Below are 21692 nucleotides of genomic sequence, written 5' to 3'. Positions count from 1 at the left end.
GGGGTGGGCCGCACGCGACTGACCGATCGGTTAGTAATCTAACCGATCGGTCAGTGCCGGGGTTCTCGGGGGTGCCCACCGTTCGGGCCGGGCCGTCACCGGCCCCGGCCCGGCGCGGGGATCAGGCCGCGGGCCGCTGCAGCACCAGCTCCCTCAGCACGTCCTCCATCGTCACCAGCCCGGCCAGCTTGCCGTCGTCGCCGATCACCGCCGCCAGGTGCGTACGGGAGCCGCGCATCGCGGTCAGCACGTCGTCCAGCGGGGTCGCCGCCCGGACCCTGGCGATCGGGCGCAGCGCCGACACCGGGAACGGCGCGCTGCGCGGAGCCGCGTCCAAGGCGTCCTTGACGTGCAGATAGCCCAGGATCCGCCGGGTGTCGTCGACGACCGGGAACCGCGAGAAGCCGGACTCGGCGGCCAGGTGCTCCAGCTCCTCGGCGGTGGTCCCGATGCGCGCCGAGACCACCTCGCCCACCGGCAGCACCACGTCCCGCACCGGGCGGCGGCCCAGCTCCAGGGCGTCCCGGAGCCGCTCCTGGGCCCGCTCGTCGAGCAGTCCGGCGGCCCGCGAGTCCTCGACCAGCTGGGCCAACTGGGCGTCCGAGAAGGTCGCCGCGACCTCGTCCTTGACCTCCACCCGCAACAGCCTGAGCAGGCCGTTGGCCAGCGCGTTGATGGCGAAGATCACCGGGCGCAGGGCCCGGGTCAGCGCCACCAGTGGCGGGCCGAGCAGCAGCGCGCTGCGCACCGGCTCGGCCAGCGCCACGTTCTTCGGGACCATCTCGCCGAAGAGCATGTGGAGATAGGTCGCCACGGCCAGCGCGATCACGAACGAGATCGGGTGGATCAGCGCGTGCGGGATCCCCACCGCGTCGAAGCCCGGTTCGAGGAGGTGCGCGATGGCCGGTTCGGCGACCGCGCCCAGCACCAGCGTGCACAGCGTGATGCCCAGCTGCGCCGCGGCCAGCAGCGCCGAGACGTGCTGCAGGCCCCACAGCACGCTGCCCGCCCGACGGTCCCCGGCCTCCGCGTACGGCTCGATCTGGCTGCGGCGCACCGAGATCAGCGCGAACTCGGCGCCCACGAAGAAGGCGTTGACGACCAGCGTCAACAGCCCCACGAACAACTGGAGTGCGGTCATCGGCCGGCCTCCTCGCCGTCCGGGACACCGGCCGGCGGGGCGTGCAGCAGCACCCGCGCCGCGCGGTGGCCGGCGGCGTCCAGCACGTCCATCGTCCAGCCGGCCACCGCCACGGTGTCGCCGCGCTCGGGGATCCGCCCCAGCTCGGTGGCGATCAGCCCGGCCAGGGTCTCGTACGGGCCCTCCGGCAGACGCAGCCCGATCCGCGCCAGTTGGTCGGAGCGGGCCGCGCCGTCCGCGTGGTAGACCGCCCGTCCGTCGGCGTCGGTACCGGCCGGTGCCAGGTCCGGGAGCTCCAGCGGGTCGTGCTCGTCGCGGACCTCGCCGACCACCTCCTCGACGATGTCCTCCAGGGTGGCGACCCCGGCCGTGCCGCCGTACTCGTCGATGACCACGGCCATCGTCCGCCGGCCGGACAGTCGGTCCAGCAGCCGGTCCACGGTCAGCGTCTCGGGCACCAGCAGCGGCTCGCGCAGCAGCTCGGAGACCGGGCGACGGGGCCGCAGATGGGCCGGCACGGCCAGCACGTCCTTGATGTGCGCCACACCCACCACGCTGTCGAGGTTGCCGCGGTAGACCGGGAAGCGGGACAGCCCGGTGGCCCGGGTCGCATTGGCCACGTCCTCGGCCGTGGACTGCACCTCCAGCGCCACCACCTGCACCCGCGGCGTCATCACGTTCTCCGCCGTCAGATCGGCGAGGTTGAGCGTCCGGACGAACAGCTCGGCGGTGTCCGCCTCCAGCGCGCCCTCCTTGGCGGAGTGCCGGGCCAGCGCCACCAGCTCCTGCGGGCCGCGGGCGGACGCCAGCTCCTCGGCCGGCTCCAGGCCCAGCCGGCGCACGGTCCGGTTGGCGGTGTTGTTCAGATGCGTGATCAGCGGTTTGAAGGCGGCGCTGAAGCCGCGCTGGGCGGTGGCCACCCGTTTGGCGACGGCCAGCGGGCTGGAGATCGCCCAGTTCTTGGGGACCAGTTCGCCGACGACCATCAGGACGACGGTGGACAGCGCGGTCCCGAGGACCAGCGCGACCGAGTCCGCGGCGGAGCCCGGCAGCCCGATGGCGGTCAGCGGCCCCTCCAGCACGGTCGCGATCGCCGGCTTGGAGAGCATGCCGATGATCAGGCCCGTCACGGTGATGCCGAGCTGGGCGCCGGACAGCTGGAAGGTCAGTCCGCGCACCGCCTTCAGGGCGCTGTCGGCGCCGCGCTCGCCGCGGGCGGCGGCGCGCTCCAGATCGCCGCGCTCGACCGTCGTCAGCGAGAACTCCGCGGCGACGAAGACGCCGCACGCCAGGGTCAGCAGGAGTGCCACGGCCAGCAGGAGCAGGTCGGTCATCGGGTCACCTCCGTCCCATGGTCGGACACGTTCGGGAGGTTCGCGCCCCGTCGGGAGGACGCATGACGACGAGGAGGTTCGGCCATGGCCGGACGCTCACACACCTTTCGTAGCGGAGGGTTTCGCGGGAGTCCGTGCTCCCGGAAACCCATGGTAAAGGATTGGCAAAGCGGTGGGGTGGGGAGGAACCGGCGGGTGGGGAGAAGGATGAGGAGCCCGTCCCCGGTGGCGGGGCGGGCTCCTCGGAAGCGGCAGTCGGGGGCGGTCAGGCGTCCAGCGGCTTGACCCAGCGGCTCCACTGCGGCTCCGGCGCGTACCCGGCGGCCCGCCAGGCGTGGTGCGCCAGGTCGTTGCGGTCCAGCACCATCGCGTCCCCGCGCCGCCCGCCGAGCGCGCCGAACCGCTCCTCGGCCGCCGTCAGCAGCGCGCCGCCGATCCCGCGCCGGCGGTGGTCCGGATGGACCGCCAGCCGGTACAGATGGCACCGCCAGCCGTCGAAGCCGGCGATCACCGTGCCCACCAGCTCGCCGCCCCGCTCGGCGAGCAGCAGCGCCTCCGGGTCGCGCGCCACCAGGCGCGCCACGCCGTCGCCGTCGTCGCTGATGCTGGTGCCCTCGGCGGCCACCTTCCAGAAGGCCAGGACGGCGTCGAGATCGGCCGGACCGCCGGCCCTGATGTGGATATCAGTCATGGCGGGATCCCATCACCGGCCCGCCGTCCTGTCGATCGGATTCCGCGCCGCGGACCGGCGCCGGCCCTCCGGTCAGCTGCCCTTGAGCTCCTCGACGACCGGCGCGAACGCCTCCAGGAACGGGTCCAGGACGGTGATGTACGAGAAGCCGTACCGCTCCCGGCGCTCGCGCAGCTGGTCGGCCATCTGCGCCGGCGTCCCGATCAGCAGCGTCGGCACCTCCAGCGCCTGTTCCTCGTCCACCCCGACCGAGTGCCCGGCGAACTCCCGGGCGGCGGCCCGCCGGTCGTCGGTGACCAGCACCTGCTGGACGAGGATGTTCAGCTCGGCGGGCTCGGCGCGGTCCGCGGCGTACTCCTGGTACGCGGCCACCGAGGCGGCCAGCTTCTCGGCCGGCAGCAGCTCCAGCGTGCCCTCCGGCTTGCCCGGTGCCTGGCGTCCGCCGGTGAACGCCGCGATCTCCGCGTGCCGCGCCGCGAGTCGCAGCATCCGCGGGCCGTTGCCGCCGATCAGCAGCGGCGGGCGGGGCCGCTGGGCGGCCCGGGGCAGGTGCTCGGGGTCGCCGAGCAGCCGGTCCAGCTCGGTGATCGTGCGCTCCAGGTGGTCCACCCGCTGACCGGGCGTCCCGAAGGGCAGTCCGGCCGCGTCGTGTTCGGCCTTGACGTACCCGGTGCCCAGGCCCAGCTCCAGCCGTCCGCCGGTCAGCGCGTCGGTGGTGGCGACCTCGCGGGCCAGCAGGGCCGGGTTCCAGAATCCGGCGTTCAGGACGAAGGTGCCCACCCGCGGGCGCTCGGTCGCCTCGGCCGCGGCCACCAGTGCGGGGAACGGCGACGGCCACCCCAGATGGTCCGGGACGAGCAGCACGTCATAGCCCAACTCCTCGGCCCGGCGGCACTTTTCGCGCCAGGCCGGGCCGGTGTCGAGGGTGAGCATATTGACGCCGAAGCGGAACGGACGTGGCATGTGGGCCCCCTTGAGACGTGATCACCGTCAAATCGTTTACGTGCCACGGGACATGCAACCACGGTCGGTCCGGTGCCGCGTGCGCGAGAGCCCCGGCCCGTGGCGGGCGGCACCGGGACTCCCGGCCGGCCGGACCGCCGGCGGCCGGTCAGCCCGAGACGGTCAGCTCCTCGTACGCCAGGGTCACCGACTCCTCGGCCGGGCCGGCGTCCGTCCCGTCGTCGGGGGTCTGCCACGCGGTCGGGACGGCGCCGGCGAGGCGGTAGCGGCGCAGCGGGGTGCGGTCGGCGGCGTAGTGGACCACCGTGACCGCCTGCCGGGACCGGTCGGCGGCCCGCTCCACCAGGCATCTGGTGAGCCAGTCGGTGAAGGCGGCGCTCTTGTCCGGGCCGCGCACGATGGTGACTTCGCCCGGCCGGCCCGCGCCGTCCAGTGGGCCCCCGCAGGGCGGCGCGGTGCCGAACGCCGGACCGGACACCGAGCGGACCGTCTCGACCTGGAACGCGCCGAGTTCGACGGTGACGGCGGCCGGCAGCCGGGCCTCCGGAGTGTCTTCGATGGGCATGTCTTCCTCCGCGCGCAAGGACGGGGCCGGCCGGCCCCGTGTCGGTAGCCCGACCGTTCCCCCGGCCGATGCGGGCGCATTCCGGAGCTCGCTCGAACGGCGGCAGGAAGAACGATTCGGCTCGCTCGAACGGGGTGGCCGCAATCCGACCGTGACGCGGGCCGGTCCGGCGGCACCCCGTGACGGCGCACGCTCCGCCGTGCTACGGAGTCCTCGACGGCGGCTGGTGGGTCTGTGCCGCCGCGGCCTCCTCCTCCGCGACGGCCTCCGCATCGAGCCCGCCCCAGATCTCGCCCGACAGCGCCACCGCGGTCCCGGTGTCGCCCGCCGCACAGGCGTCGATCAGCGCGTCGTGGCGGGCGGCGGAGGCGCGCGCCGCGGCGCTGGAGAAGCGGCGGCGCTCCAGCCGGCGCAGCAGCGGGGTGTACCGGCGCACGGTCTCGGCCAGCGCCTCGTTGCCGCACACCTCGATGGGCACGGCGTGCAGCGCGTCGTCGGCGGCGAGGGCGGCGGCGGGGTCCTCCTCGTCCAGGGCGCGGACGAACGCGGCGTTGGCCGCCCGCATCCGCGCCAGGTCCTCCCCGGTCAGGCGGGGCACCGCCGTGCGCACCGCGAGTGCGTGCATGGCCTGGACGACGGCGAGGGCGTCCCGGATCTCCTGGGCCACGACCGGGGCCACCCGGGTGTAGCTCTGCGGTTTGGACACCACCAGCCGTTCGGCGGTGAGGCGGGCGAGCGCCTGGCGTACGGGGGCGCGGGAGAGGCCCAGGCGCTCGGCGAGCTCGCCGTCGTGGAGTTTCTGCCCGGGCGGGAGCTCGCCGGCGACGATCGCCTCCAGCAGGGCGTCGTACGCCTCGTCGCGCAGCAGCCTTCTCGGCACCGGTCCCAGTGCGGTCACCCCCCGATCCTAAGCGGCCGACCCCGGCTCCCGGGACCGGATGGGGGAGCACTAACATTTCAGATGTCAGTTCTCGATGTCATGTCCTCCGCCGACCCCGTCGGCAGGGGAGAACCGCAGGTCATGTCCGCCGAAGGGCGTGCTGTAACGCCGTTACGGAAGGGAGAACCGTGCCGATATCCGCGCGCGGCGCACGGAGCGGCGTCGTCCTCCCCATGGGCCTCGGCGTCCTCGCCGCCGCCTGCTTCGCCACCACCTTCGTGCTCAACCGGATGATGAGCGTGGCCGGCGGCTCCTGGATGTGGAGCGCCAGCCTGCGCTACCTGTTCATGACCGTCCCGCTGCTCGCGCTGGTGGCGGTGCGCGGCGGGCTCCCCGCAGTGCTGCGCAGCCTGCGGGCCCGGCCGGGGGTCTGGCTGGGCTGGTCCACGGTCGGCTTCGGGCTCTTCTACGCGCCGCTGACCTGGGCCGGGGAACACGGCGCCGGATGGCTGGTCGCCGCCACCTGGCAGCTGGTGATCGTCGCCGGCATCGCCCTCGGGGCGCTCGGCGGCGGCCGGGTCCCGCTGCGCACCCTGGGCGTCTCCGCGCTCATCGTGGTGGGGGTCGTCCTCACCCAGCTCCAGCACTCCGGCGGCACCGGCGCCGGGGACGCGCTGCGGGTGGTGCTGCCCGTCCTCGTCGCCGCCGTCGCCTACCCGCTCGGCAACCGCCGGCTGCTCGGGCTCGACGGCCTGGACGGGGTGCAGCGGACGCTCGCCATGACGCTGGGGTCGCTACCGCTCTGGCTGGCGCTGGCCGGCACCGCGGCGGTCACCCAAGGCCCGCCGTCCGGCGGCCAGTTGACCCGGTCGCTGGTGGTCGCGCTGCTCTCCGGCGTGCTGGCCACCACCCTCTTCTTCCGCGCCACCGACCGGGTGCGGCACCAGCCCGCGGCACTCGGCGCGGTCGAGGCGACCCAGGCGGCCGAGGTGCCGTTCACCCTGCTCGGGGAGGCACTGCTGACCGGGGTCGCGCCGCTCGCGCTATCCGGCTGGGCCGGACTGGCGCTGATCGTCGCCGGGCTGTGCGCACATGCGCTGGGTCACGTACCCCGCGCCGGCGACCGCCAGCAGCAGTCCGACGGTGCCCAGGGTGAACGTCTCGAAGGTGGACCGGGAGACGCCCCACACCGCCCGGAAGCTGTAGGGGATGCCGACCGCGGCCTCCAGCGTGCCGGGGAACAGCGCCACCCATGAGCCCAGCAGGATCCAGGCGTAGACCACCAGCGCCGCGACGGTGAAGCCCGCAGTGCCGAACGGGACCCGGTAGGGCCGGGGCACCTCGCCGTGCCGCAGCCGGAGCGCCAACAGCGCCGGGATCACCGTGAGGTACGACAGCAGCAGCGTGGTGATCGCCACGGCCAGCACCACACCGAAGACGTCCGAGGCGTCGCCGTGCGCCAGGTGCATGGCGGCGACCATGAAGGCGGTGGCGGTGACCCCGGAGAGCAGGTTCATCCGGACCGGGGTGCCCAGCCGCGGATGGAAGGCACCCAACGCCCGGGTGAAGAAGCCGCCGTCGGCCGCCGCCATCGCCTGCATCCGGTCGGCGACGATCATCCAGGCGCTGCCCTGGGTCAGCAGGGCCACCGCGAACAGCACCGCGGCCCCCGTCAACAGCGGCCCGCGCCAGCTCCCGTAGATCCCGAAGACCAGCTCCGCGGCGTCCATGAAACCGCCGACCCCGGTGACCTGGCCCGGTGGTGCGGCGGACAGGATCGCCGCCACCGGCAGCAGGTAGCAGGCGGCGGCGATGGCGCCGGACACCCCGATCGCCACCGGCACGTCGTGCTGCGCGTCGAGCATCTCGTCGCCCGCCGCGTTGGGTGCCTCGAACCCGACGTAGGCGAAGAGCAGCACCGGGACCAGCGCCAGGAATCCGGCGGCGGTCGGCGTGAAGTGCGCCTCCGTCAGGCCGCGGAAGCCGTGCCGGATGCCGTAGGCCACCGCCGTGGCGGTGAAGAAGGCCAGGGCCAGGACCTTCGCCGCGGCCCCCGCCGTGGTGATCCACTTGCCGCGGCGCAGCGAGACCACCGCGGTGAGGATGGCCGCCCAGATGAAGACCAGCTTGAAGACGTAGTCGGCGGTGGTCCCGGAACCCAGCGGGAAGACGTAGCCGTTCCACGCCCGGGCGGCGAGGAACGCCAGCGAACCGCCCAGCCAGACCGGGTTGGTGACCCAGTAGAACATCGTCGTCAGCGCCGCCGGCAGCCGTCCGAACGCCACGTCCACCCACACATAGGGGCCGCCCTCCTGCGGGAAGGCGGCGCCGGTCTCCGCGAACAGCAGGGCGTACGGCAGCAGGAACGACACCGCGAGCACCGCGATCCAGGTGATGGCCTGCCCGCCGCCCGCCGCGATCTGCCCGATCACGTCGAACGAGACCACCGCGGCGACGCCCATCGCCATGATGTCGAACCGGCGCAGACTGCGCCGCAGGTGCGGGACGGGGGCGGGGACGGACACGGCGGCGCTCCTTCAGGGGCGGGACGGCCGGACGGTGCGCGCGCCCGCCGGTTCACATCGTGCGGCATCCGTCCGGGCCGCCCGGCGGTGGCACGGCGGACGGGGCACCCCGGTCGCCCCGATGGCCCGTGGCCCGGCGCGCGCCCGCGGCGCCGGCCCTTGCCGGTGCTAGCGCCTGCGCGCTAGCATGGAGGCGTGGCGAAAACGCAGTTGAACGTCCGGGTGGACGAGGCCACCGCCGAAGCGGCGCGGGAGCGCGCTCTGCAGCGGGGAGTCAGCGTGAACCGCTATATCGAGGAGTTGGTCCTCAAGGACGCCGGCGAGGTCGGCCAGACCTTCGTCGAGGCCGCCGCGGACTTCATGAAGCAGTACGAGCGGGTCTTCGCCGAGGAGTTCGGCCTCGATCCGGGCCCGGACCGCCCCCGCCCCGCCCCCGGGCACCGGGACGCCCACCACCGGGAAGGACTGCCGGGCACAACGTGACACTGCGCATCGATCTCGCCTGGCTCCTCCTGATCGCCGAACAGCACACGCCCGGAGACCCGCAGGTCACCGACTGGGGCGCGCTGATGGCCGCGATCGGCCGCCACGAGGCGGAGATATTCGGCGTCCCCGTCTACCCCGAGCCCCAGGACCGCGCCGCCGCCCTCCTCCAACTGCTGCTCCACGTCCCGGCGTTGGAGCGCTCCAACGCGATGTTCGCGACCGCCGTCGCCTACGGCTTCCTGGTCGCCAGCGGCCTGAAGGTCGCCACCTCCCCCGAACAGGTCCGCGACCTGGCCCGCATGGTCAAGGACGGCACCGCGGACGTCCGCGCCATCGCCGACGAACTGCGCACCTGGACGGCCTGACCCGGGCCGTCCGATCCGAAGGCCCCGATCCCGGCGCGCGCAGCGCGGGAAGCGGGGGCCTTCCGGGTGCCGGCCGACGCGGCACGGGCCGGGGTGAGCGGCCTACGACGCGAGGGCGGCCGGCGCGAGCGCGGCGACGTCGGCGGGGCCGAAGGCGCCCGAGCCCCCCAGCTCCGGTGCCAGCCAGCCGGGGGCGGCGGCCTGGAAGGCGTCCGGCGGCAGCGCGCCGGAGCCCTCCGGGATCAGGCCGAGGAGCGGGGCGTCCGCGGCCTGCGGCAGGTCGCCGAGGTTGCAGCGGGCCGCGAGGTCCGGCTCGGCCGGCCAGCTGCCGACGACCACACCGGTGCAGTCCAGGCCGTGCGAGCGCAGGGCCAGCGCGGTCAGCGCCGTGGCGTTGAGGGTGCCGAGCCCGGCCTGGACGACCACCAGGACCGGGGCGCCGGCCATCCGCGCGGCGTCGGCGAGGGTGTTCCCCTCGTCGTCGAAGCGGACCAGCAGACCGCCGGCGCCCTCGACCAGGACCAGGTCGTGCGAGGCGGCCAGTTTCGCGGCGGCCTCGGCGATCTCCTGCGGGCGCACCGGCGGCAGACCGGCCCGCAGGGCCGCGGTGGCGGGCGCCAACGGCTCGGGGAACCGGGCGAGTTCGCAGACGGCGACCGCGCCGGCCAGCCGCCCCGCCTCGGCCGCGTCCCCCGGCTCGTCCACCGCGAGGCCGGTCTGGGCGGCCTTGAGGACCGCGACCGAGCGGCCCCGGCGCAGCGTCGCCGCGGCGATCGCGGCGGTGGTCACGGTCTTGCCGATCTCGGTACCCGTACCGGTCACGAACAGCACCGACATGTGGTGTGCCTCCGAACTCTTCGCTGATGGTGGTGAGGAGGGCGCTGCGGGGCGGGGGCGGGCCGGCTCCGCCCCGCAGCGGGGATCAGCCCTCGCGCGCCGCCGCGCGTACCGCGGCGCAGATCCGCGCCACGTCCTCGTCACCGGTGATGTACGGCGGCATGGTGTAGATCAGGTCCCGGAACGGACGCAGCCACACGCCCTCCCGGACGGCGGCCCGGGTCGCGGCGGCCATGTCCACCGGGTGGTCGAGCTGGACCACGCCGATCGCGCCCAGCACGCGCACGTCGCGCACCCCCGGCATCTCCCGGGCGGGCGCCAGTCCCTCCCGGAGCCCGGCCTCGATCCGCTTGACCTCCTGTGCCCAGTCCTGGGACAGCAGCAGCTCGATGGATGCCTCGGCGACCGCGGCGGCCAGCGGATTGCCCATGAAGGTGGGGCCGTGCGCCAGCACCGGCAGTTCGCCGCGGGAGATCCCCTCGGCGACCTCCGCGGTGCACAGCGTCGCCGCGAGGGTCAGATAACCACCGGTCAGGGCCTTGCCCACGCACATCACGTCCGGCGCGACCCCGGCGTGATCGGCCGCGAAGAGCGCGCCGGTGCGGCCGAAGCCGGTGGCGATCTCGTCGAACACCAACAGCACGCCGTGGGCGTCGCAGGCTTCCCGCAGCACCCGCAGATAGCCGGGGGAGTGGAACGCCATCCCGCCCGCGCCCTGCACCACCGGCTCGACGATGACCGCCGCCAACTCGTCGGCGTGCCGGCCGATCAGCTCCCGCAGGTGCGCCGCGTACCCGGTGTCCGGCGGGGCGTCGAAGCCGGCCGGTGGCGTGTCGGCGAAGACCTGCCGGGGCAGCACGCCCTGCCAGAGGTCGTGCATCCCGCCGTCCGGATCGCAGACCGACATCGGCTGCCAGGTGTCACCGTGGTAGCCGCCGCGCCAGGTCAGCAGCCGCTGCTTCTCCGGCCTGCCCACCGAGCGCCAGTACTGGAGGCACATCTTGACGGCCACCTCCACCGACACCGAACCGGAGTCGGCGAGGAAGACGTGCTGCAGCGGTTCGGGGGTGATGTCCACCAGCCGCTTGGCGAGCCGGACCGCGGGTTCGTGGGTGAGCCCGCCGAACATCACATGGCTCATCCGCGCCAACTGGCCGCGGGCCGCGTCGTTGAGCACCGGGTGGTTGTAGCCGTGCACTGCCGACCACCAGGACGACATCCCGTCCACCAGCTCGGTCCGCCCCTCGGCGGGCCGGCCGAGCCGGAGCCGGACGCCGGCGGCCGACTCGACCAGCAGCGGCTCGCTCCGGCCGGGCATCGGCCCGTACGGGTGCCAGACGTGCTGCCGGTCGAGCGCCAGCAGGGTGTCGGGGGCGAGCGGCTCAGGCATTGGGGGGCAGGTCGGTGCCGGCGCCGCGGCGGCGCACCGCGACCAGATCGCGGCGGGTCTCCTCGGAGGGGGCCGGCACGGTGGCCGACTCCGCGTCCGTGTCCGCCGGGGCCGCCGCGTCCGCCGGCTCCGTGGCGTCCGCGGTGTCCCTGCGGTGGGCCGGCAGCGTGGTGGTGTCCGTGCCCTCCACCTCGAACCCGGCGTCCGCGATCATCGCCAGGTCGTCCTTGCCCGCCTGGCCCTCGCTGGTCAGGTAGTCGCCCAGGAAGATGGAGTTGACCAAGTGCAGGGCGAGCGGCTGCATGCTGCGCAGATGCACCTCGCGACCGCCCGCCAGCCGGACCTCCACGTCCGGGCAGACGAACCGCACCATCGCCAGGATGCGCAGGCAGCGCTGCGGGGTGAGGTTCCACTCCTTGGCCAGCGGGGTGCCCTCGAACGGGATCAGGAAGTTGACCGGCACCGAGTCGGGGTCCAGCTCGCGCAGCGCGAAGACCACGTCGACCAGGTCGGCGTCGGTCTCGCCCATGCCGGCGATCAGCCCGGAGCAGGCGGACATCCCCGCCGCCTGGGCCTGCTGGACGGTCTCGACCCGGTCGGAGAAGTCGTGCGTGGTGCAGATGTCGCCGTAGGTGGCTTCCGAGGTGTTGAGGTTGTGGTTGTAGGCGTCCGCGCCCGCCGCGCGCAGCCGTTCCGCCTGGCCGTCGTTGAGGAGCCCCAGGCAGGCGCAGACCTCGACGCCCTCGTTCTGCTCCTTGATGGTGGCGATGGTCTCCGAGACCCGGTCCACGTCCTTGTCCGTGGGCCCCCGGCCACTGGCGACCAGGCAGACCCGCTTGGCGCCGCCGGCCACCCCGGCCGCGGCCGCCTTGGAGGCGTCGTCGGGCTTGAGCCAGGTGTACTTGAGGATCTCCGCCTTCGAGCCCAGCCGCTGGGAGCAGTACGAGCAGTCCTCCGGGCACAGGCCCGACTTGAGGTTGACCAGGTAGTTGAGCTTGACCCGCCGCCCGAACCACGTGCGGCGCACCTTGCCCGCCGCGGCCACCACGTCGAGCAGTTCGTCGTCGGACGTCGCCAGTACGGCGAGCGCCTCGTCACGGGTCGGCACCTCGCGCCGCAGTCCCTTGTCCACCAGTGTGTTCAGCAGGTCCATGGCGATGATCCTGGCGTACGCCCCGGCCCCCGGCCAAGGAGGATTCCCACAATGCCCGTCGATCGGGGTGTGTGTATCACCACACCGTCTGTGTGCGGAACGACCGCTAACGTCTATCGGCAGCCCACAATCGAAGCTCCGCAAGCCCGTTGCCGGGATCCGTTCCGCACGCCCGCGCGCCGGGCCCGGGACCGGGTTCGTCCGCCGGGCCGACAGACGAAGGACGCCGATGCTCCAGGACCCTGCCCCGCCGCTGCTGCGCGACACCCCGGACGCGCCGCCCGCCGCGGTCCCCCGGCCGGCCTCCGGCGTGGCGTTCGACTGGATCGACGCCGCCGGCGCCGCCCGCCGCCGCGCCGGCCTGGTCCGCACCCTGCGGCCCCGGCCGGCCGACTCCCCGCTGCTCGACCTGGCCGGCAACGACTACCTCGGACTGGCCCGGCACCCGGAGGTGACGCAGGGCGCGGCCGCGGCCGCCGGCCGGTGGGGCGCCGGCGCGACCGGCTCGCGACTGGTCACCGGCAGCACCGAACTGCACGCCCAACTGGAGTGCGAGCTGGCCGAGTTCTGCGGTTTCGAGGCGGCGCTGGTGCTGTCCTCCGGGTACACCGCCAACCTCGCCGCGGTCACCGCGCTCACCGCCGCCGGCACCCTGGTCGTCTCGGACGCCGGCAACCACGCCTCCCTCATCGACGGCTGCCGACTCTCCCGGGCCCGCACCGAGGTGGTCCCGCACGCCGATCCGGCGGCCGTCCGCACCGCGTTGGCCGGTCACCACGGCCGGGCGCTGGCCGTCACCGACGCGGTCTTCTCGGTCGACGGCGACGCCGCGCCGCTGCCCGCGCTCGCCGACGCCTGCCGGACCCGGGACGCCGCGCTGCTGGTCGACGACGCGCACGGGCTCGGCGTGTTGGGCGACGGGGGCCGCGGCGCGCTGCGGGCCGCCGGCCTGGCCGGGGACGCCGACGTGGTGGCGACCGTGACACTCTCCAAGTCCCTCGGCTCCCAGGGCGGTGCCGTGCTCGGCCCGGCCCGGGTCGTCGAGCACCTGGTCAACACCGCCCGCTCGTTCATCTTCGACACCGGGCTGGCACCGGCCGCGGCCGGTGGCGCGCTCGCGGCCCTCCGGCTGCTGCGCCGGGAGCCGCACCGCCCCGCGCGCGTCCGGGAGGTGGCGCGGGACCTGCACGCCCGGCTCACCGCGGCGGGCCTGACGGCGGTCCGCCCGGACGCCGCGGTGATCTCCGTCCGCGCCCCCTCCCCGGAGGCGGCGGTCCGCTGGGCCGCGGACTGCCGGGCGGCCGGGCTCGCGGTCGGCTGCTTCCGCCCGCCGTCCGTGCCCGACGGGATCTCCCGGCTGCGCCTGACCGCCCGCGCGGACCTGACGGACACCCAGATCGCCACCGCGGCGCACACCATCGTGGCGACCGCGCCGGTCGTCTGACGACGTCGCCCGGCGACGGCGGCGCCGCGCACGACGGGCCGCGGCGCCGCCCCGGAGACCTCATACACCCCAAGCGCCCTCCGCCGCAGCAGCGTTCACCGCATCGGGCGAGAGAACGGCGATAGAACTCTGTATGTCTTGGGCGATCGCCCGCCACACGGGCAGCATGGGTGGCAGTCTGGCGCAGAGCACACAACCGAGGTCGTCGGCCCCGGTCGGCAACCCGGCAGCACGCCGGCCGGAGCCGCGCCTCGGTGGGAAAGGGACGGCGTCGTCATGGCAGACCACCAGCAATCCACCCGCACTCTGCCGAGCCTCCCCGCCTCGGTGGCCGCCGCCCGCGGACATGTGCGGGACGTCCTCGCCCGATGGGGTCTGCCGCCCGGATCGGCGGCCGCCGACGATCTGCTGCTGATCGTCTCCGAACTCGCCACCAACGCCGTCCAGCACACCCGCGGCCAGTCCCCGGCCTTCACCGTCGCCCTCCGCCTCGACCGCGAGGAGCGGCTGTGTCTGGGCGTCACCGACGCCCATCCCCGCCCGCCGCGCCGGCTGCCCGCCGCGGTGCAGCAGGACAACGGCCGCGGCCTGGTCATCATCCGCTCCCTGGCCGCCGAGCGCGGCGGCCGGCTCTGGGTCGAGCCCGTGGCGTCCGGCGGCAAGACGGTCTGGGTGACGGTGCCGTGGCCGACCGCGGCACCCTGCCGGGTCGACGCCAGCCGACCGCCGCTCCCGGCGTTTCCGCGTCCCCGTGCGGCGGCCCGGAGACGCCGCCGTACGGTCGGGCCGATGCGCCGGCCGCCGCCAAGTCGCCCGGCCCCGTGTCAAGTGACGGGGCGTCGGCGCGCCGGCCGGTCAGGGCACCCGCCCGTACCAGACCGAGCGGCTCCAGATCCGTTCCAGCCGCACCACCGCGCCGGCCTTGGGCGCGTGCCAGATCCGGTCGTCGCCCGCGTAGATGCCGACGTGGTAGACCCCGCTGCCGGAGTGGAAGAAGACCAGGTCGCCGCCCTTGCGGGAGGAACGCGACACATGCTCGGTGTGCCGGTACTGGGCGGCTGCGGTGCGGGGCAGGGTCCGTCCGGCCCGCCGGTAGGAGTAGCGCGTCAGCCCCGAGCAGTCGAAGCTGTCCGGCCCCTGTGCCCCCCACTTGTAGGGGGAGCCCTCCTTGGAGGCGGCGATCTGCAGGGCCTTGGCGGAAACGGAGGCTAATGACGGCTCCGCGGCCACGCCGGGGGCCGGTGCGGGGCCGCCCAGGGTGATCAGGGTCAGAGCGGAGACGGTGCCGGCACGCGCCAGCAGATGCGGCATCTGCACGCGCCTGGTCATGCGCAACCCTTCGTCAGCCGGTGATCCGGACGACGGCGGGATCAGCTGCCCGTCCGGACCGCCCCGTCGCTGTGGCGGGGGCTTGTCGTCGAAGGGATCGTCACGCACCACCCACCCGATTTCCGAGCCGAAAATGCCCTATGTGACATTGGTCACGTCTGAGCCGAATGGGTGGATTTGCATATCGCGGGCCGGTAACGGCCGCGGAGCCGGGGCCGTCACCAGCGTCGAAACCCAAGGGATGCGGGAATTTCCGGCGACCTGCGCAATTCCTCGCCCCCTTACAACAGCCGTGCACGCTACGCCGTCTGCGCACTTTCGAGCCGTACGTGTCCCGGACACGCGGGGCGCGACCCCCGTAACGCGCCCCGCGTCAGGGCCCGTACGGCTCCCGCGGGCGCCGGCGGAGCGGGTCAGGCGCCGTCCTGCGGCGGCACGGTCACCCGCCGCGCCCGCCGCTCCCCGTCCAGCACCCGCAGCGCCCGGCCCAGGGCCTCGGTGTGCAGTTCGCTCTCCCCCCGGTCGTGCATCAGGGCCAGTGCGTCCCGCAGCTCGGTGGACTTGGCGACCAGGGCCTGGGCCGCGCGCAGACCGCCGTAGGTGCTGGTGCCGCGGGCCGGGTTGATCCGGCCCAGCAGATCCAGGACCTCCAGATAGCGGTCGATCACCTGTCCCTCGGCCCGGGTCAGGGCGGGCAGCGGCGGCAGTTGCGGTGGCCACATCGCGGTCACCGCCCGACGAGCTGCGGCGCGGACCGCTTGCGACCGCGGGTCAACCCGTCGACCAGGCCGTACTCCTGGGCGGTCGGCGCGTCGAAGAAGGTCTCCCGCTCCAGGTCCGCGGCGATCCGCTCCCGGGGCTGTCCGGTGTGCTCGGCCAGCATCCGCTCCAGCTTGTCGCGGGTGCGCAGCAGTTCCTCGGCCCGGATCCGGAGGTCGTCGGTCTGGCCCTGGACCGGTTCGTCGAGCGACGGCTGGTGGATCACCATCCGCGCGTGCGGCAGCGCCAGTCGCTTCCCCGGGGTGCCGGCGGCCAGCAGTACCGCCGCCGTCGTGGCCGCCTGGCCCAGGCAGACGGTCTCCACGTCGCACGAGACGTAGCGCATCGTGTCGTAGATCGCGCACATCGCGGTGAACGAGCCGCCGGGGGAGTTGATGTAGAGCGAGATGTCCTGGTCCGGCGCGGCGTGCTCAAGGTGGACGAACTGGGCCATCACGTCGTTGGCGGAGGCGTCGTCGATGGGGGTCCCCAGGAAGACGATCCGCTCGCTGAGCAGCTTGGAGTACGGGTCCAGCGTCCGGGTCCCGTAGCTGGTGCGCTCGGTGAACTCGGGCAGGACATAGCGAGCCGTCGGCCGCAGCATGACTGCTCCCTTCATCTGTAAAAAATGTACAGGACGTACGTCCAGTTAGAATGGGAGCATGGCCTACGAAATTCCGGTGACGCAAGCCCGGGCCGAACTCGCGGATCTGATCAACCGCGTCGTCTATGGCGGCGAGCGAGTGGTCGTGACCCGCCACGGGAGGCCCCTCGTTGCGCTGGTGTCCGCCGCTGACCTGGAACGACTCGAAGAACTGGGGCGGCAGGAGGCGGACGCCGAAGGGGTGGAAGTGATCAGCACGGTCTCGTCCGTGCGTTCCCTGCCGTCCGCTCCGGGCGAACGGCGGCGCTTCGGCATCGCGGCGGAACACCGCGACCCGGCCGCCGGGGATCGGCGACCGGGTCGGGAGAGGTGACCGCGGGGGCGGAGGGCGGCCGCGCGCAGGGGCGGCCGTCACTGCCGTCGCGGCGTCAGGAGCTGAGCTGCCAGATGGCGTTGGCGATGGCGTCGGTGTGGTTGTGCAGCGCGGTGTCGTCGATGTTCTTGCTGGTGTCGCAGGAGCGGTGGTAGCAGGCGTCGAACGCCTTGCCCGCGGTCCCGCCCCACGCCTTGGCCTGGGCGGCGGTCTTGATGTAGTCGGCGCCCGAGAAGAGCCCGCCGACCGGGACGCCGGCGTCCTTGAAGGGTGCGTGGTCGGAGCGGCCGTCGCCCTCGGTCTCCGGCTCGGTGGCGATGTTCTTCGCGGCGAACCAGTCCTTGAAGACCTTCTCCAGCTTGGCGTCGTCGTCGTAGACGAAGTAGCCCGGGTTCGGCGAGCCGATCATGTCGAAGTTCAGGTAGGCGGAGATCTTCGAGGTGCCGGCGCCGAGGGTGTCGATGTAGTGGCGGGAGCCGACCATGCCGTCCTCCTCGTCGCCCCACCAGGCGAACCGCAGGTGCTTGGTGGGCTTGAGGTGCTCCCGGGAGACGGCGAGGGCGACCTCCAGGATGCCGGCCGAGCCGGAGCCGTTGTCGTTGATGCCCGGGCCCGCCTCGACCGAGTCCAGGTGCGAGCCGGCCATCACCGTGGAGTCCTCGGCGCCGCCGGGCCAGTCCGCGATCAGGTTGGAGCCCTTGGCGCCGCCGCTGTTGAACTCCTGGACCGTGGTGGTGAAGCCGGCCGCGTCCAGCTTCCCCTTGATGTAGTCGATCGACGCCTGGTAGCCGGCCTGTCCGTGGGCGCGGTTGCCCCCGTTGGCGTCGGCTATGGACTGGAGCTGGTCCAGATGTGCCTTGATGCCGGCCACCGGGATGTCCGGCGCGGCCTGGATGTGGGGGGAGGTGGCCTGGGCGACCGCCGCGGTGCCCAGGAGGGCGGCGACGGCGGTGCAGGTGCCGGCGGCGAGCGCCGCGCGGCGGATACGGGAAGAGCGAATCACGGGGGGCTCCGATGCTGTTGTGGGGGTTGGTGCGCAGCGGAATTCTTGACAAGAGCATGAGGATTACGACCGCGTTTGAAACCTGTCAAGACCGGATAGTGAACGCGCGGGTTCGTGCATCGGAATGGATGCCGGCTTTGTGGAGATTCTTCCGGATGGTCATGTGCGCTTCCGTCGGATTTCCGTATTCCGGAAGGGGGTTGGGGATGTGGAATGTGCCACCCCGGCTCCATGCCCCCCTCGGCCTCCGGCGTGGAAGTCGCCGCCGTGAAGCAGGCCGCGCGGTCGGTGGTGCGCAGGGATTTCCGGCGTGTTACGCCAGGCGTGACGCGGGTCGTGCAATGCGACGTCCGCTGTAACGCCGTCGAAATCTCGCCTAACTAGGCTTCCATCATGAGGAAGTTGATGGTCAATTGCTGAAAGCCGGTTTGCTCCGCCTTTAAACATTGTGTGGTACATCTAACTGCGCAGGTGTGCTCGCGCCTGTGGCCTGGGCAAATGCGCCCGGGTGAAAACCTGTGAGGTGGAACGTATGCAACTGACCCCGCATGAGCAGGAACGGTTGTTGATTCATGTGGCGGCAGACGTGGCCGAAAAGCGGCGGTCCCGGGGTGTGAAGCTCAACCACCCGGAAGCCATCGCCCTGTTGACGGTGCACATCCTCGAAGGGGCGCGGGACGGTCGTACCGTCGCCGAGCTCATGTCCTCCGGGCGCAAGGTGCTCACGCGCGACGACGTCATGGAAGGCGTCCCGGAGATGATCCACGACGTCCAGGTCGAGGCCACCTTCCCCGACGGCACCAAGCTCGTCACCGTTCACGAACCCATCAACTGACCGCGGGAGAGCAGAAAATGATCCCGGGACAGATCCTCTACGCCGACGAGCCGGTGCGCCTCAACGACGGCCTCCCCCTCACGCGCATGACCGTCCTCAACTCCGCCGACCGCCCTGTTCAGGTCGGCTCCCACTACCACTTCGCCGAGGCCAACCCCGGCCTCGACTTCGACCGCGCGGCCGCGCACGGCAAGCGGCTGAACGTCGCGGCCGGCTCCGCCGTGCGCTTCGAGCCCGGCATCCCCACCGAGGTCGAGCTGGTCCCCATCGGGGGCAAGCGGATCGTCGCGGGGCTGCGCGGACAGACCGGAGGACCGCTCGACGCGGGCGACGGGCGGGAGGCCGCCGGGCCGCAGCCGTGGAACGACCTGCATCGCGGCCGAGCGGGCGGAGACGGGGATGCCCCCGGACGGATTCTCGGGGAGAACGGAGTCGAAGGTGCCTGAACTGACCCGCCAGGAATACGCCGACCTGTTCGGCCCGACGGTCGGCGACCGGATCCGGCTCGCCGACACCGACCTGGTCATCGAGATCTCCGAGGACCGCTCCGGCGGCCCCGGCCGGGCCGGCGACGAGGCGGTCTTCGGCGGCGGCAAGGTGATCCGCGAGTCGATGGGCCAGTCCCGCGTCACCCGCGCTGAGGGCGCGCCGGACACCGTGATCACCGGTGCCGTGGTGCTCGACCACTGGGGCATCGTCAAGACCGACGTCGGCATCCGCGACGGCCGGATCGTCGCGCTGGGCAAGGCCGGCAACCCCGACACCATGGACGGCGTCCACCCCGACCTGGTGATCGGCCCGGAGACCGAGGTCATCGCCGGCAACGGCAAGATCCTCACCGCCGGCGGCATCGACACCCACGTCCACTTCATCTGCCCCCAGCAGGCGGACGAGGCGCTGGCCTCGGGCATCACCACCATGATCGGCGGCGGCACCGGCCCCGCCGAGGGCAGCAAGGCCACCACCATCACCCCCGGTGCCTGGCACATCGCCCGGCTCTTCGAGTCGATGGACAACCTGCCGGTCAACGTCGGCCTGCTCGGCAAGGGCAACACCATGTCCCTGCCGTCGATGCGCGACCAGCTGCGCGCCGGCATCCTCGGCTTCAAGATCCACGAGGACTGGGGCGCCACCCCCGCCGTCCTCGACGCCTGTCTGACGGTGTGCGAGGAGAGCGGCGCCCAGCTCGCGATCCACACCGACACCCTCAACGAGGCCGGATTCCTCGGCGACACCATCGCCGCCATCGCCGGCCGCTCCATCCACGCGTTCCACGTCGAGGGCGCCGGCGGCGGCCACGCCCCCGACATGATCGCGATGGTCTCCGAGCCCAACGTGCTGCCCGCGTCCACCAACCCCACGCGGCCGCACACCGTCAACACCGTCGAAGAACACCTCGACATGCTGATGGTCTGTCACCACCTCAACCCCGCGGTCCCGGAGGACCTGGCCTTCGCCGAGTCCCGGATCCGGCCCTCCACCATCGCCGCCGAGGACATCCTGCACGACCTCGGCGCCATCTCGATCATGTCCTCCGACGCCCAGGCCATGGGCCGGATCGGCGAGGTCGTGATGCGGACCTGGCAGACCGCGCACGTCATGAAGCGTCGCCGGGGCGCACTGCCCGGCGACGGCCACGCGGACAACCACCGCGCCCGGCGCTACGTCGCGAAGTACACCATCAACGCGGCCATCGCCCAGGGCATCGACCACCTCGTCGGCTCGGTCGAGAGCGGCAAGCTCGCCGACCTCGTCCTGTGGGACCCGGCGTTCTTCGGCGTCAAGCCGCAGCTGGTCATCAAGGGCGGCCAGATCGCCTACGCGCAGATGGGGGACGCCAACGCGTCCATCCCCACCCCGCAGCCGGTGCTGCCCCGCCCGATGTTCGGCGCCTTCGGCAAGGCCCCGGGCAGCAACTCGGTCAACTTCGTCTCCCAGCAGGCACTGGAGGACAACCTCCCCGAGCGCCTCGCGCTGGCGAAGTCCTTCGAGGCCATCCGCTCCACCCGCGGTGTCAAGAAGGCCGACATGCGCAACAACGACGCCCTGCCGCGCGTCCATGTCGACCCCGACACCTTCACGGTGACCATCGACGGCGAGGTGGTCGAACCCGCCCCGGCCGCCGAACTCCCCATGGCCCAGCGGTACTTCCTCTTCTGACGTAGCGTCCATGCCGTCACCGAACGATCCGGAGCACCAACGATGAGCGAGCGTAGCGAGCGAGCCATTCAAAGGTGCGCGCTGAGTGAATGCGAAGCCGAGCGAAGCGTGGGGGCGCCGCCGGTCGAAGACTGGGGGAGTGTCGGCATGAGCCGCGCTGCGCTGCTCGTCCTCGCCGACGGCCGGTTCCCCGCCGGAGGGCACGCCCACTCGGGCGGCGCCGAACCGGCCGTCGCCGCGGGGCACATCAAGGACGCCGCCACCCTGGAGACCTTCTGCCGGGGGCGGCTGCACACCGCGGGGCTGGTCGCGGCGGGCCTGGCCGCCGCGGCCGCGGCCGGCCTGGACCCGCTCCTCCTGGACGACGCCGCGGACGCCCGCACACCGGTCCCGGCGCTGCGCCAGGTCGCCCGCCGGCTCGGCCGCCAGATGATGCGGGCCGCCCGCGCCACCTGGCCGAGTGCCGCGCTCGACGCGCTGGCCGCGGCCCGCCCGCGCGGTGCCCACCAGCCGGTCGTCCTCGGCCTGGCTGCCCGGTCCGCCGGGCTGACCCCGCTGGACGCCGCGTACGCCGTCGCCTACGAGAACATCAGCGGCCCGGCCACCGCGGTGGTCCGGCTGCTGAGCCTGGACCCGTTCGACGCCACCGCCGTCCTCGCCCGCCTCACCGACGACCTCGAACAGGTCGCGGAACAGGCCACCGAAGCCGCGCACCGCGCCGTCACCGAAGGTCTCGGCGCGCTGCCCGCCGCCTCCGCGCCGCTGCTCGACATCGCCGCGGAAGCACACGCGGCCTGGCCGGTACGGCTCTTCGCGTCCTGACCTTCCGCCCGCCCACCGTGCCGCGCACCCCGC

At 73.2% G+C, this 21692-nt stretch carries 21 protein-coding genes and 3 pseudogenes; 10 read left to right on the top strand and 14 right to left on the bottom strand.

The window, feature by feature from the left end; all coding sequences use genetic code 11:
- Nucleotides 1–121: 121 nt before the first annotated feature.
- The 6 genes from JNO44_RS37425 to JNO44_RS37400 all read right to left on the bottom strand — a co-directional run bounded on the left by JNO44_RS37425 (nt 122) and on the right by JNO44_RS37400 (nt 5592).
- Nucleotides 122–1141 carry a hemolysin family protein gene (locus JNO44_RS37425; RefSeq protein ID WP_205368458.1) on the bottom strand — a complete coding sequence of 340 codons (1020 nt, stop codon included), beginning with the start codon at nt 1139–1141 and terminating at the stop codon, nt 122–124.
- Complete coding sequence (locus JNO44_RS37420) at nt 1138–2475, bottom strand: hemolysin family protein (protein ID WP_205368457.1); 1338 nt, start codon at nt 2473–2475, stop codon at nt 1138–1140. Before JNO44_RS37420 ends, JNO44_RS37425 begins: the two co-directional genes overlap by 4 nt.
- A gap of 265 nt (nt 2476–2740) precedes the next feature.
- A complete protein-coding gene (locus JNO44_RS37415; RefSeq protein WP_205368456.1) occupies nt 2741–3166 on the bottom strand; it encodes a GNAT family N-acetyltransferase in 426 nt (141 codons plus the stop codon).
- A gap of 72 nt (nt 3167–3238) precedes the next feature.
- Nucleotides 3239–4129, bottom strand: a complete 891-nt coding sequence (locus JNO44_RS37410) for an LLM class F420-dependent oxidoreductase (protein WP_205368455.1) — start codon at nt 4127–4129, stop codon at nt 3239–3241.
- A 148-nt stretch (nt 4130–4277) separates the two neighbouring features.
- On the bottom strand, nt 4278–4694 hold the full coding sequence (locus tag JNO44_RS37405) for a phage tail protein (protein WP_205368454.1): 417 nt from the start codon (nt 4692–4694) through the stop codon (nt 4278–4280).
- A 202-nt stretch (nt 4695–4896) separates the two neighbouring features.
- Nucleotides 4897–5592 carry a GntR family transcriptional regulator gene (locus tag JNO44_RS37400; protein ID WP_205368453.1) on the bottom strand — a complete coding sequence of 232 codons (696 nt, stop codon included), beginning with the start codon at nt 5590–5592 and terminating at the stop codon, nt 4897–4899.
- 215 nt (nt 5593–5807) lie between these two features.
- Here JNO44_RS37400 and JNO44_RS44120 point away from each other — a divergent pair.
- A pseudogene (locus JNO44_RS44120) lies at nt 5808–6608 on the top strand (multidrug resistance efflux transporter family protein); the annotation flags it as partial.
- 9 nt (nt 6609–6617) lie between these two features.
- On the opposite strand, the gene JNO44_RS37395 reads toward JNO44_RS44120, so the two are convergent.
- Nucleotides 6618–8099, bottom strand: coding sequence for an APC family permease (locus tag JNO44_RS37395; RefSeq protein ID WP_205368452.1), 1482 nt, complete (start codon nt 8097–8099; stop codon nt 6618–6620).
- A gap of 195 nt (nt 8100–8294) precedes the next feature.
- Here JNO44_RS37395 and JNO44_RS37390 point away from each other — a divergent pair, with 195 nt between their 5' ends.
- Complete coding sequence (locus JNO44_RS37390) at nt 8295–8582, top strand: hypothetical protein (RefSeq protein WP_205368451.1); 288 nt, start codon at nt 8295–8297, stop codon at nt 8580–8582.
- Nucleotides 8579–8950, top strand: a complete 372-nt coding sequence (locus JNO44_RS37385) for a fic family toxin-antitoxin system, toxin component (RefSeq protein WP_205368450.1) — start codon at nt 8579–8581, stop codon at nt 8948–8950. The genes JNO44_RS37390 and JNO44_RS37385 overlap by 4 nt, the downstream gene beginning before the upstream one ends.
- 102 nt (nt 8951–9052) lie before the next feature.
- On the opposite strand, the gene bioD is transcribed toward JNO44_RS37385, so the two are convergent.
- The 3 genes from bioD to bioB all read right to left on the bottom strand — a co-directional run bounded on the left by bioD (nt 9053) and on the right by bioB (nt 12330).
- Nucleotides 9053–9787: a dethiobiotin synthase gene (bioD, locus tag JNO44_RS37380; RefSeq protein ID WP_205368449.1), complete on the bottom strand. Its 735-nt coding sequence runs from the start codon at nt 9785–9787 to the stop codon at nt 9053–9055.
- 85 nt (nt 9788–9872) lie between these two features.
- Nucleotides 9873–11177, bottom strand: a complete 1305-nt coding sequence (locus JNO44_RS37375; RefSeq protein ID WP_205368448.1) for an adenosylmethionine--8-amino-7-oxononanoate transaminase — start codon at nt 11175–11177, stop codon at nt 9873–9875.
- Nucleotides 11170–12330, bottom strand: a complete 1161-nt coding sequence (gene bioB / locus JNO44_RS37370) for a biotin synthase BioB (RefSeq protein WP_205368447.1) — start codon at nt 12328–12330, stop codon at nt 11170–11172. The genes JNO44_RS37375 and bioB overlap by 8 nt, the downstream gene beginning before the upstream one ends.
- Before the next feature lie 229 nt (nt 12331–12559).
- Here bioB and JNO44_RS37365 point away from each other — a divergent pair, with 229 nt between their 5' ends.
- The gene (locus JNO44_RS37365) at nt 12560–13774 is read left to right on the top strand and encodes an 8-amino-7-oxononanoate synthase (protein ID WP_235095240.1); all 1215 of its coding nucleotides are present in this window, start codon (nt 12560–12562) and stop codon (nt 13772–13774) included.
- A gap of 276 nt (nt 13775–14050) precedes the next feature.
- Nucleotides 14051–14473, top strand: a pseudogene (locus JNO44_RS37360) (ATP-binding protein); the annotation flags it as partial.
- Between the two features lie 156 nt (nt 14474–14629).
- On the opposite strand, the gene JNO44_RS37355 reads toward JNO44_RS37360, so the two are convergent.
- The 3 genes from JNO44_RS37355 to JNO44_RS37345 form a co-directional block, all read right to left on the bottom strand.
- Nucleotides 14630–15103, bottom strand: coding sequence for a C40 family peptidase (locus JNO44_RS37355; RefSeq protein WP_205368446.1), 474 nt, complete (start codon nt 15101–15103; stop codon nt 14630–14632).
- Nucleotides 15104–15516: 413 nt separating this feature from the next.
- Nucleotides 15517–15825, bottom strand: coding sequence for a hypothetical protein (locus JNO44_RS37350; RefSeq protein ID WP_205371214.1), 309 nt, complete (start codon nt 15823–15825; stop codon nt 15517–15519).
- 5 nt (nt 15826–15830) lie between these two features.
- Nucleotides 15831–16466, bottom strand: coding sequence for an ATP-dependent Clp protease proteolytic subunit (locus JNO44_RS37345; RefSeq protein WP_205371212.1), 636 nt, complete (start codon nt 16464–16466; stop codon nt 15831–15833).
- 58 nt (nt 16467–16524) lie between these two features.
- Between JNO44_RS37345 and JNO44_RS37340 the strand changes: the two genes are divergently transcribed.
- Nucleotides 16525–16839 carry a type II toxin-antitoxin system Phd/YefM family antitoxin gene (locus JNO44_RS37340; protein ID WP_102925207.1) on the top strand — a complete coding sequence of 105 codons (315 nt, stop codon included), beginning with the start codon at nt 16525–16527 and terminating at the stop codon, nt 16837–16839.
- 55 nt (nt 16840–16894) lie between these two features.
- Here JNO44_RS37340 and JNO44_RS37335 read toward each other — a convergent pair whose 3' ends face one another.
- Entirely contained in the window at nt 16895–17842 is a 948-nt protein-coding gene (locus JNO44_RS37335; RefSeq protein WP_205368445.1) for a M28 family metallopeptidase, read from the bottom strand.
- A gap of 532 nt (nt 17843–18374) precedes the next feature.
- Between JNO44_RS37335 and JNO44_RS37330 the strand changes: the two genes are divergently transcribed.
- The 4 genes and pseudogenes from JNO44_RS37330 to JNO44_RS37315 all read left to right on the top strand — a co-directional run bounded on the left by JNO44_RS37330 (nt 18375) and on the right by JNO44_RS37315 (nt 21659).
- Nucleotides 18375–18677, top strand: coding sequence for an urease subunit gamma (locus JNO44_RS37330; RefSeq protein WP_039629940.1), 303 nt, complete (start codon nt 18375–18377; stop codon nt 18675–18677).
- A gap of 17 nt (nt 18678–18694) precedes the next feature.
- Nucleotides 18695–19000, top strand: a pseudogene (locus tag JNO44_RS37325) (urease subunit beta); the annotation flags it as partial.
- Nucleotides 19001–19115: 115 nt separating this feature from the next.
- Entirely contained in the window at nt 19116–20837 is a 1722-nt protein-coding gene (locus JNO44_RS37320) for an urease subunit alpha (protein WP_205368444.1), read from the top strand.
- 147 nt (nt 20838–20984) lie between these two features.
- Nucleotides 20985–21659 carry an urease accessory protein UreF gene (locus tag JNO44_RS37315; protein WP_205368443.1) on the top strand — a complete coding sequence of 225 codons (675 nt, stop codon included), beginning with the start codon at nt 20985–20987 and terminating at the stop codon, nt 21657–21659.
- The last annotated feature ends 33 nt before the right edge of the window (nt 21660–21692 follow it).

Source organism: Streptomyces noursei (genome assembly GCF_016917755.1).
Classification (GTDB): Bacteria; Actinomycetota; Actinomycetes; order Streptomycetales; family Streptomycetaceae; genus Streptomyces; species Streptomyces yunnanensis.
Note: the sequence above shows the minus strand (reverse complement) of the source record. Positions and strands in the feature narration are given on the sequence as shown.

Bases quoted from the DNA above. Each gene is read 5' to 3' on its own strand.
- JNO44_RS37345 (WP_205371212.1), bottom strand. From the start codon at position 16,466: ATGCTGCGGCCGACGGCTCGCTATGTCCTGCCCGAGTTCACCGAGCGC.
- JNO44_RS37425 (WP_205368458.1), bottom strand. From the start codon at position 1,141: ATGACCGCACTCCAGTTGTTCGTGGGGCTGTTGACGCTGGTCGTCAAC.
- JNO44_RS37355 (WP_205368446.1), bottom strand. From the start codon at position 15,103: ATGACCAGGCGCGTGCAGATGCCGCATCTGCTGGCGCGTGCCGGCACC.
- JNO44_RS37410 (WP_205368455.1), bottom strand. From the start codon at position 4,129: ATGCCACGTCCGTTCCGCTTCGGCGTCAATATGCTCACCCTCGACACC.
- JNO44_RS37365 (WP_235095240.1), top strand. From the start codon at position 12,560: ATGCTCCAGGACCCTGCCCCGCCGCTGCTGCGCGACACCCCGGACGCG.
- JNO44_RS37330 (WP_039629940.1), top strand. From the start codon at position 18,375: ATGCAACTGACCCCGCATGAGCAGGAACGGTTGTTGATTCATGTGGCG.
- bioB (WP_205368447.1), bottom strand. From the start codon at position 12,330: ATGGACCTGCTGAACACACTGGTGGACAAGGGACTGCGGCGCGAGGTG.
- JNO44_RS37375 (WP_205368448.1), bottom strand. From the start codon at position 11,177: ATGCCTGAGCCGCTCGCCCCCGACACCCTGCTGGCGCTCGACCGGCAG.
- JNO44_RS37415 (WP_205368456.1), bottom strand. From the start codon at position 3,166: ATGACTGATATCCACATCAGGGCCGGCGGTCCGGCCGATCTCGACGCC.
- JNO44_RS37405 (WP_205368454.1), bottom strand. From the start codon at position 4,694: ATGCCCATCGAAGACACTCCGGAGGCCCGGCTGCCGGCCGCCGTCACC.
- JNO44_RS37420 (WP_205368457.1), bottom strand. From the start codon at position 2,475: ATGACCGACCTGCTCCTGCTGGCCGTGGCACTCCTGCTGACCCTGGCG.
- JNO44_RS37315 (WP_205368443.1), top strand. From the start codon at position 20,985: ATGAGCCGCGCTGCGCTGCTCGTCCTCGCCGACGGCCGGTTCCCCGCC.
- bioD (WP_205368449.1), bottom strand. From the start codon at position 9,787: ATGTCGGTGCTGTTCGTGACCGGTACGGGTACCGAGATCGGCAAGACC.
- JNO44_RS37340 (WP_102925207.1), top strand. From the start codon at position 16,525: ATGGCCTACGAAATTCCGGTGACGCAAGCCCGGGCCGAACTCGCGGAT.
- JNO44_RS37350 (WP_205371214.1), bottom strand. From the start codon at position 15,825: ATGTGGCCACCGCAACTGCCGCCGCTGCCCGCCCTGACCCGGGCCGAG.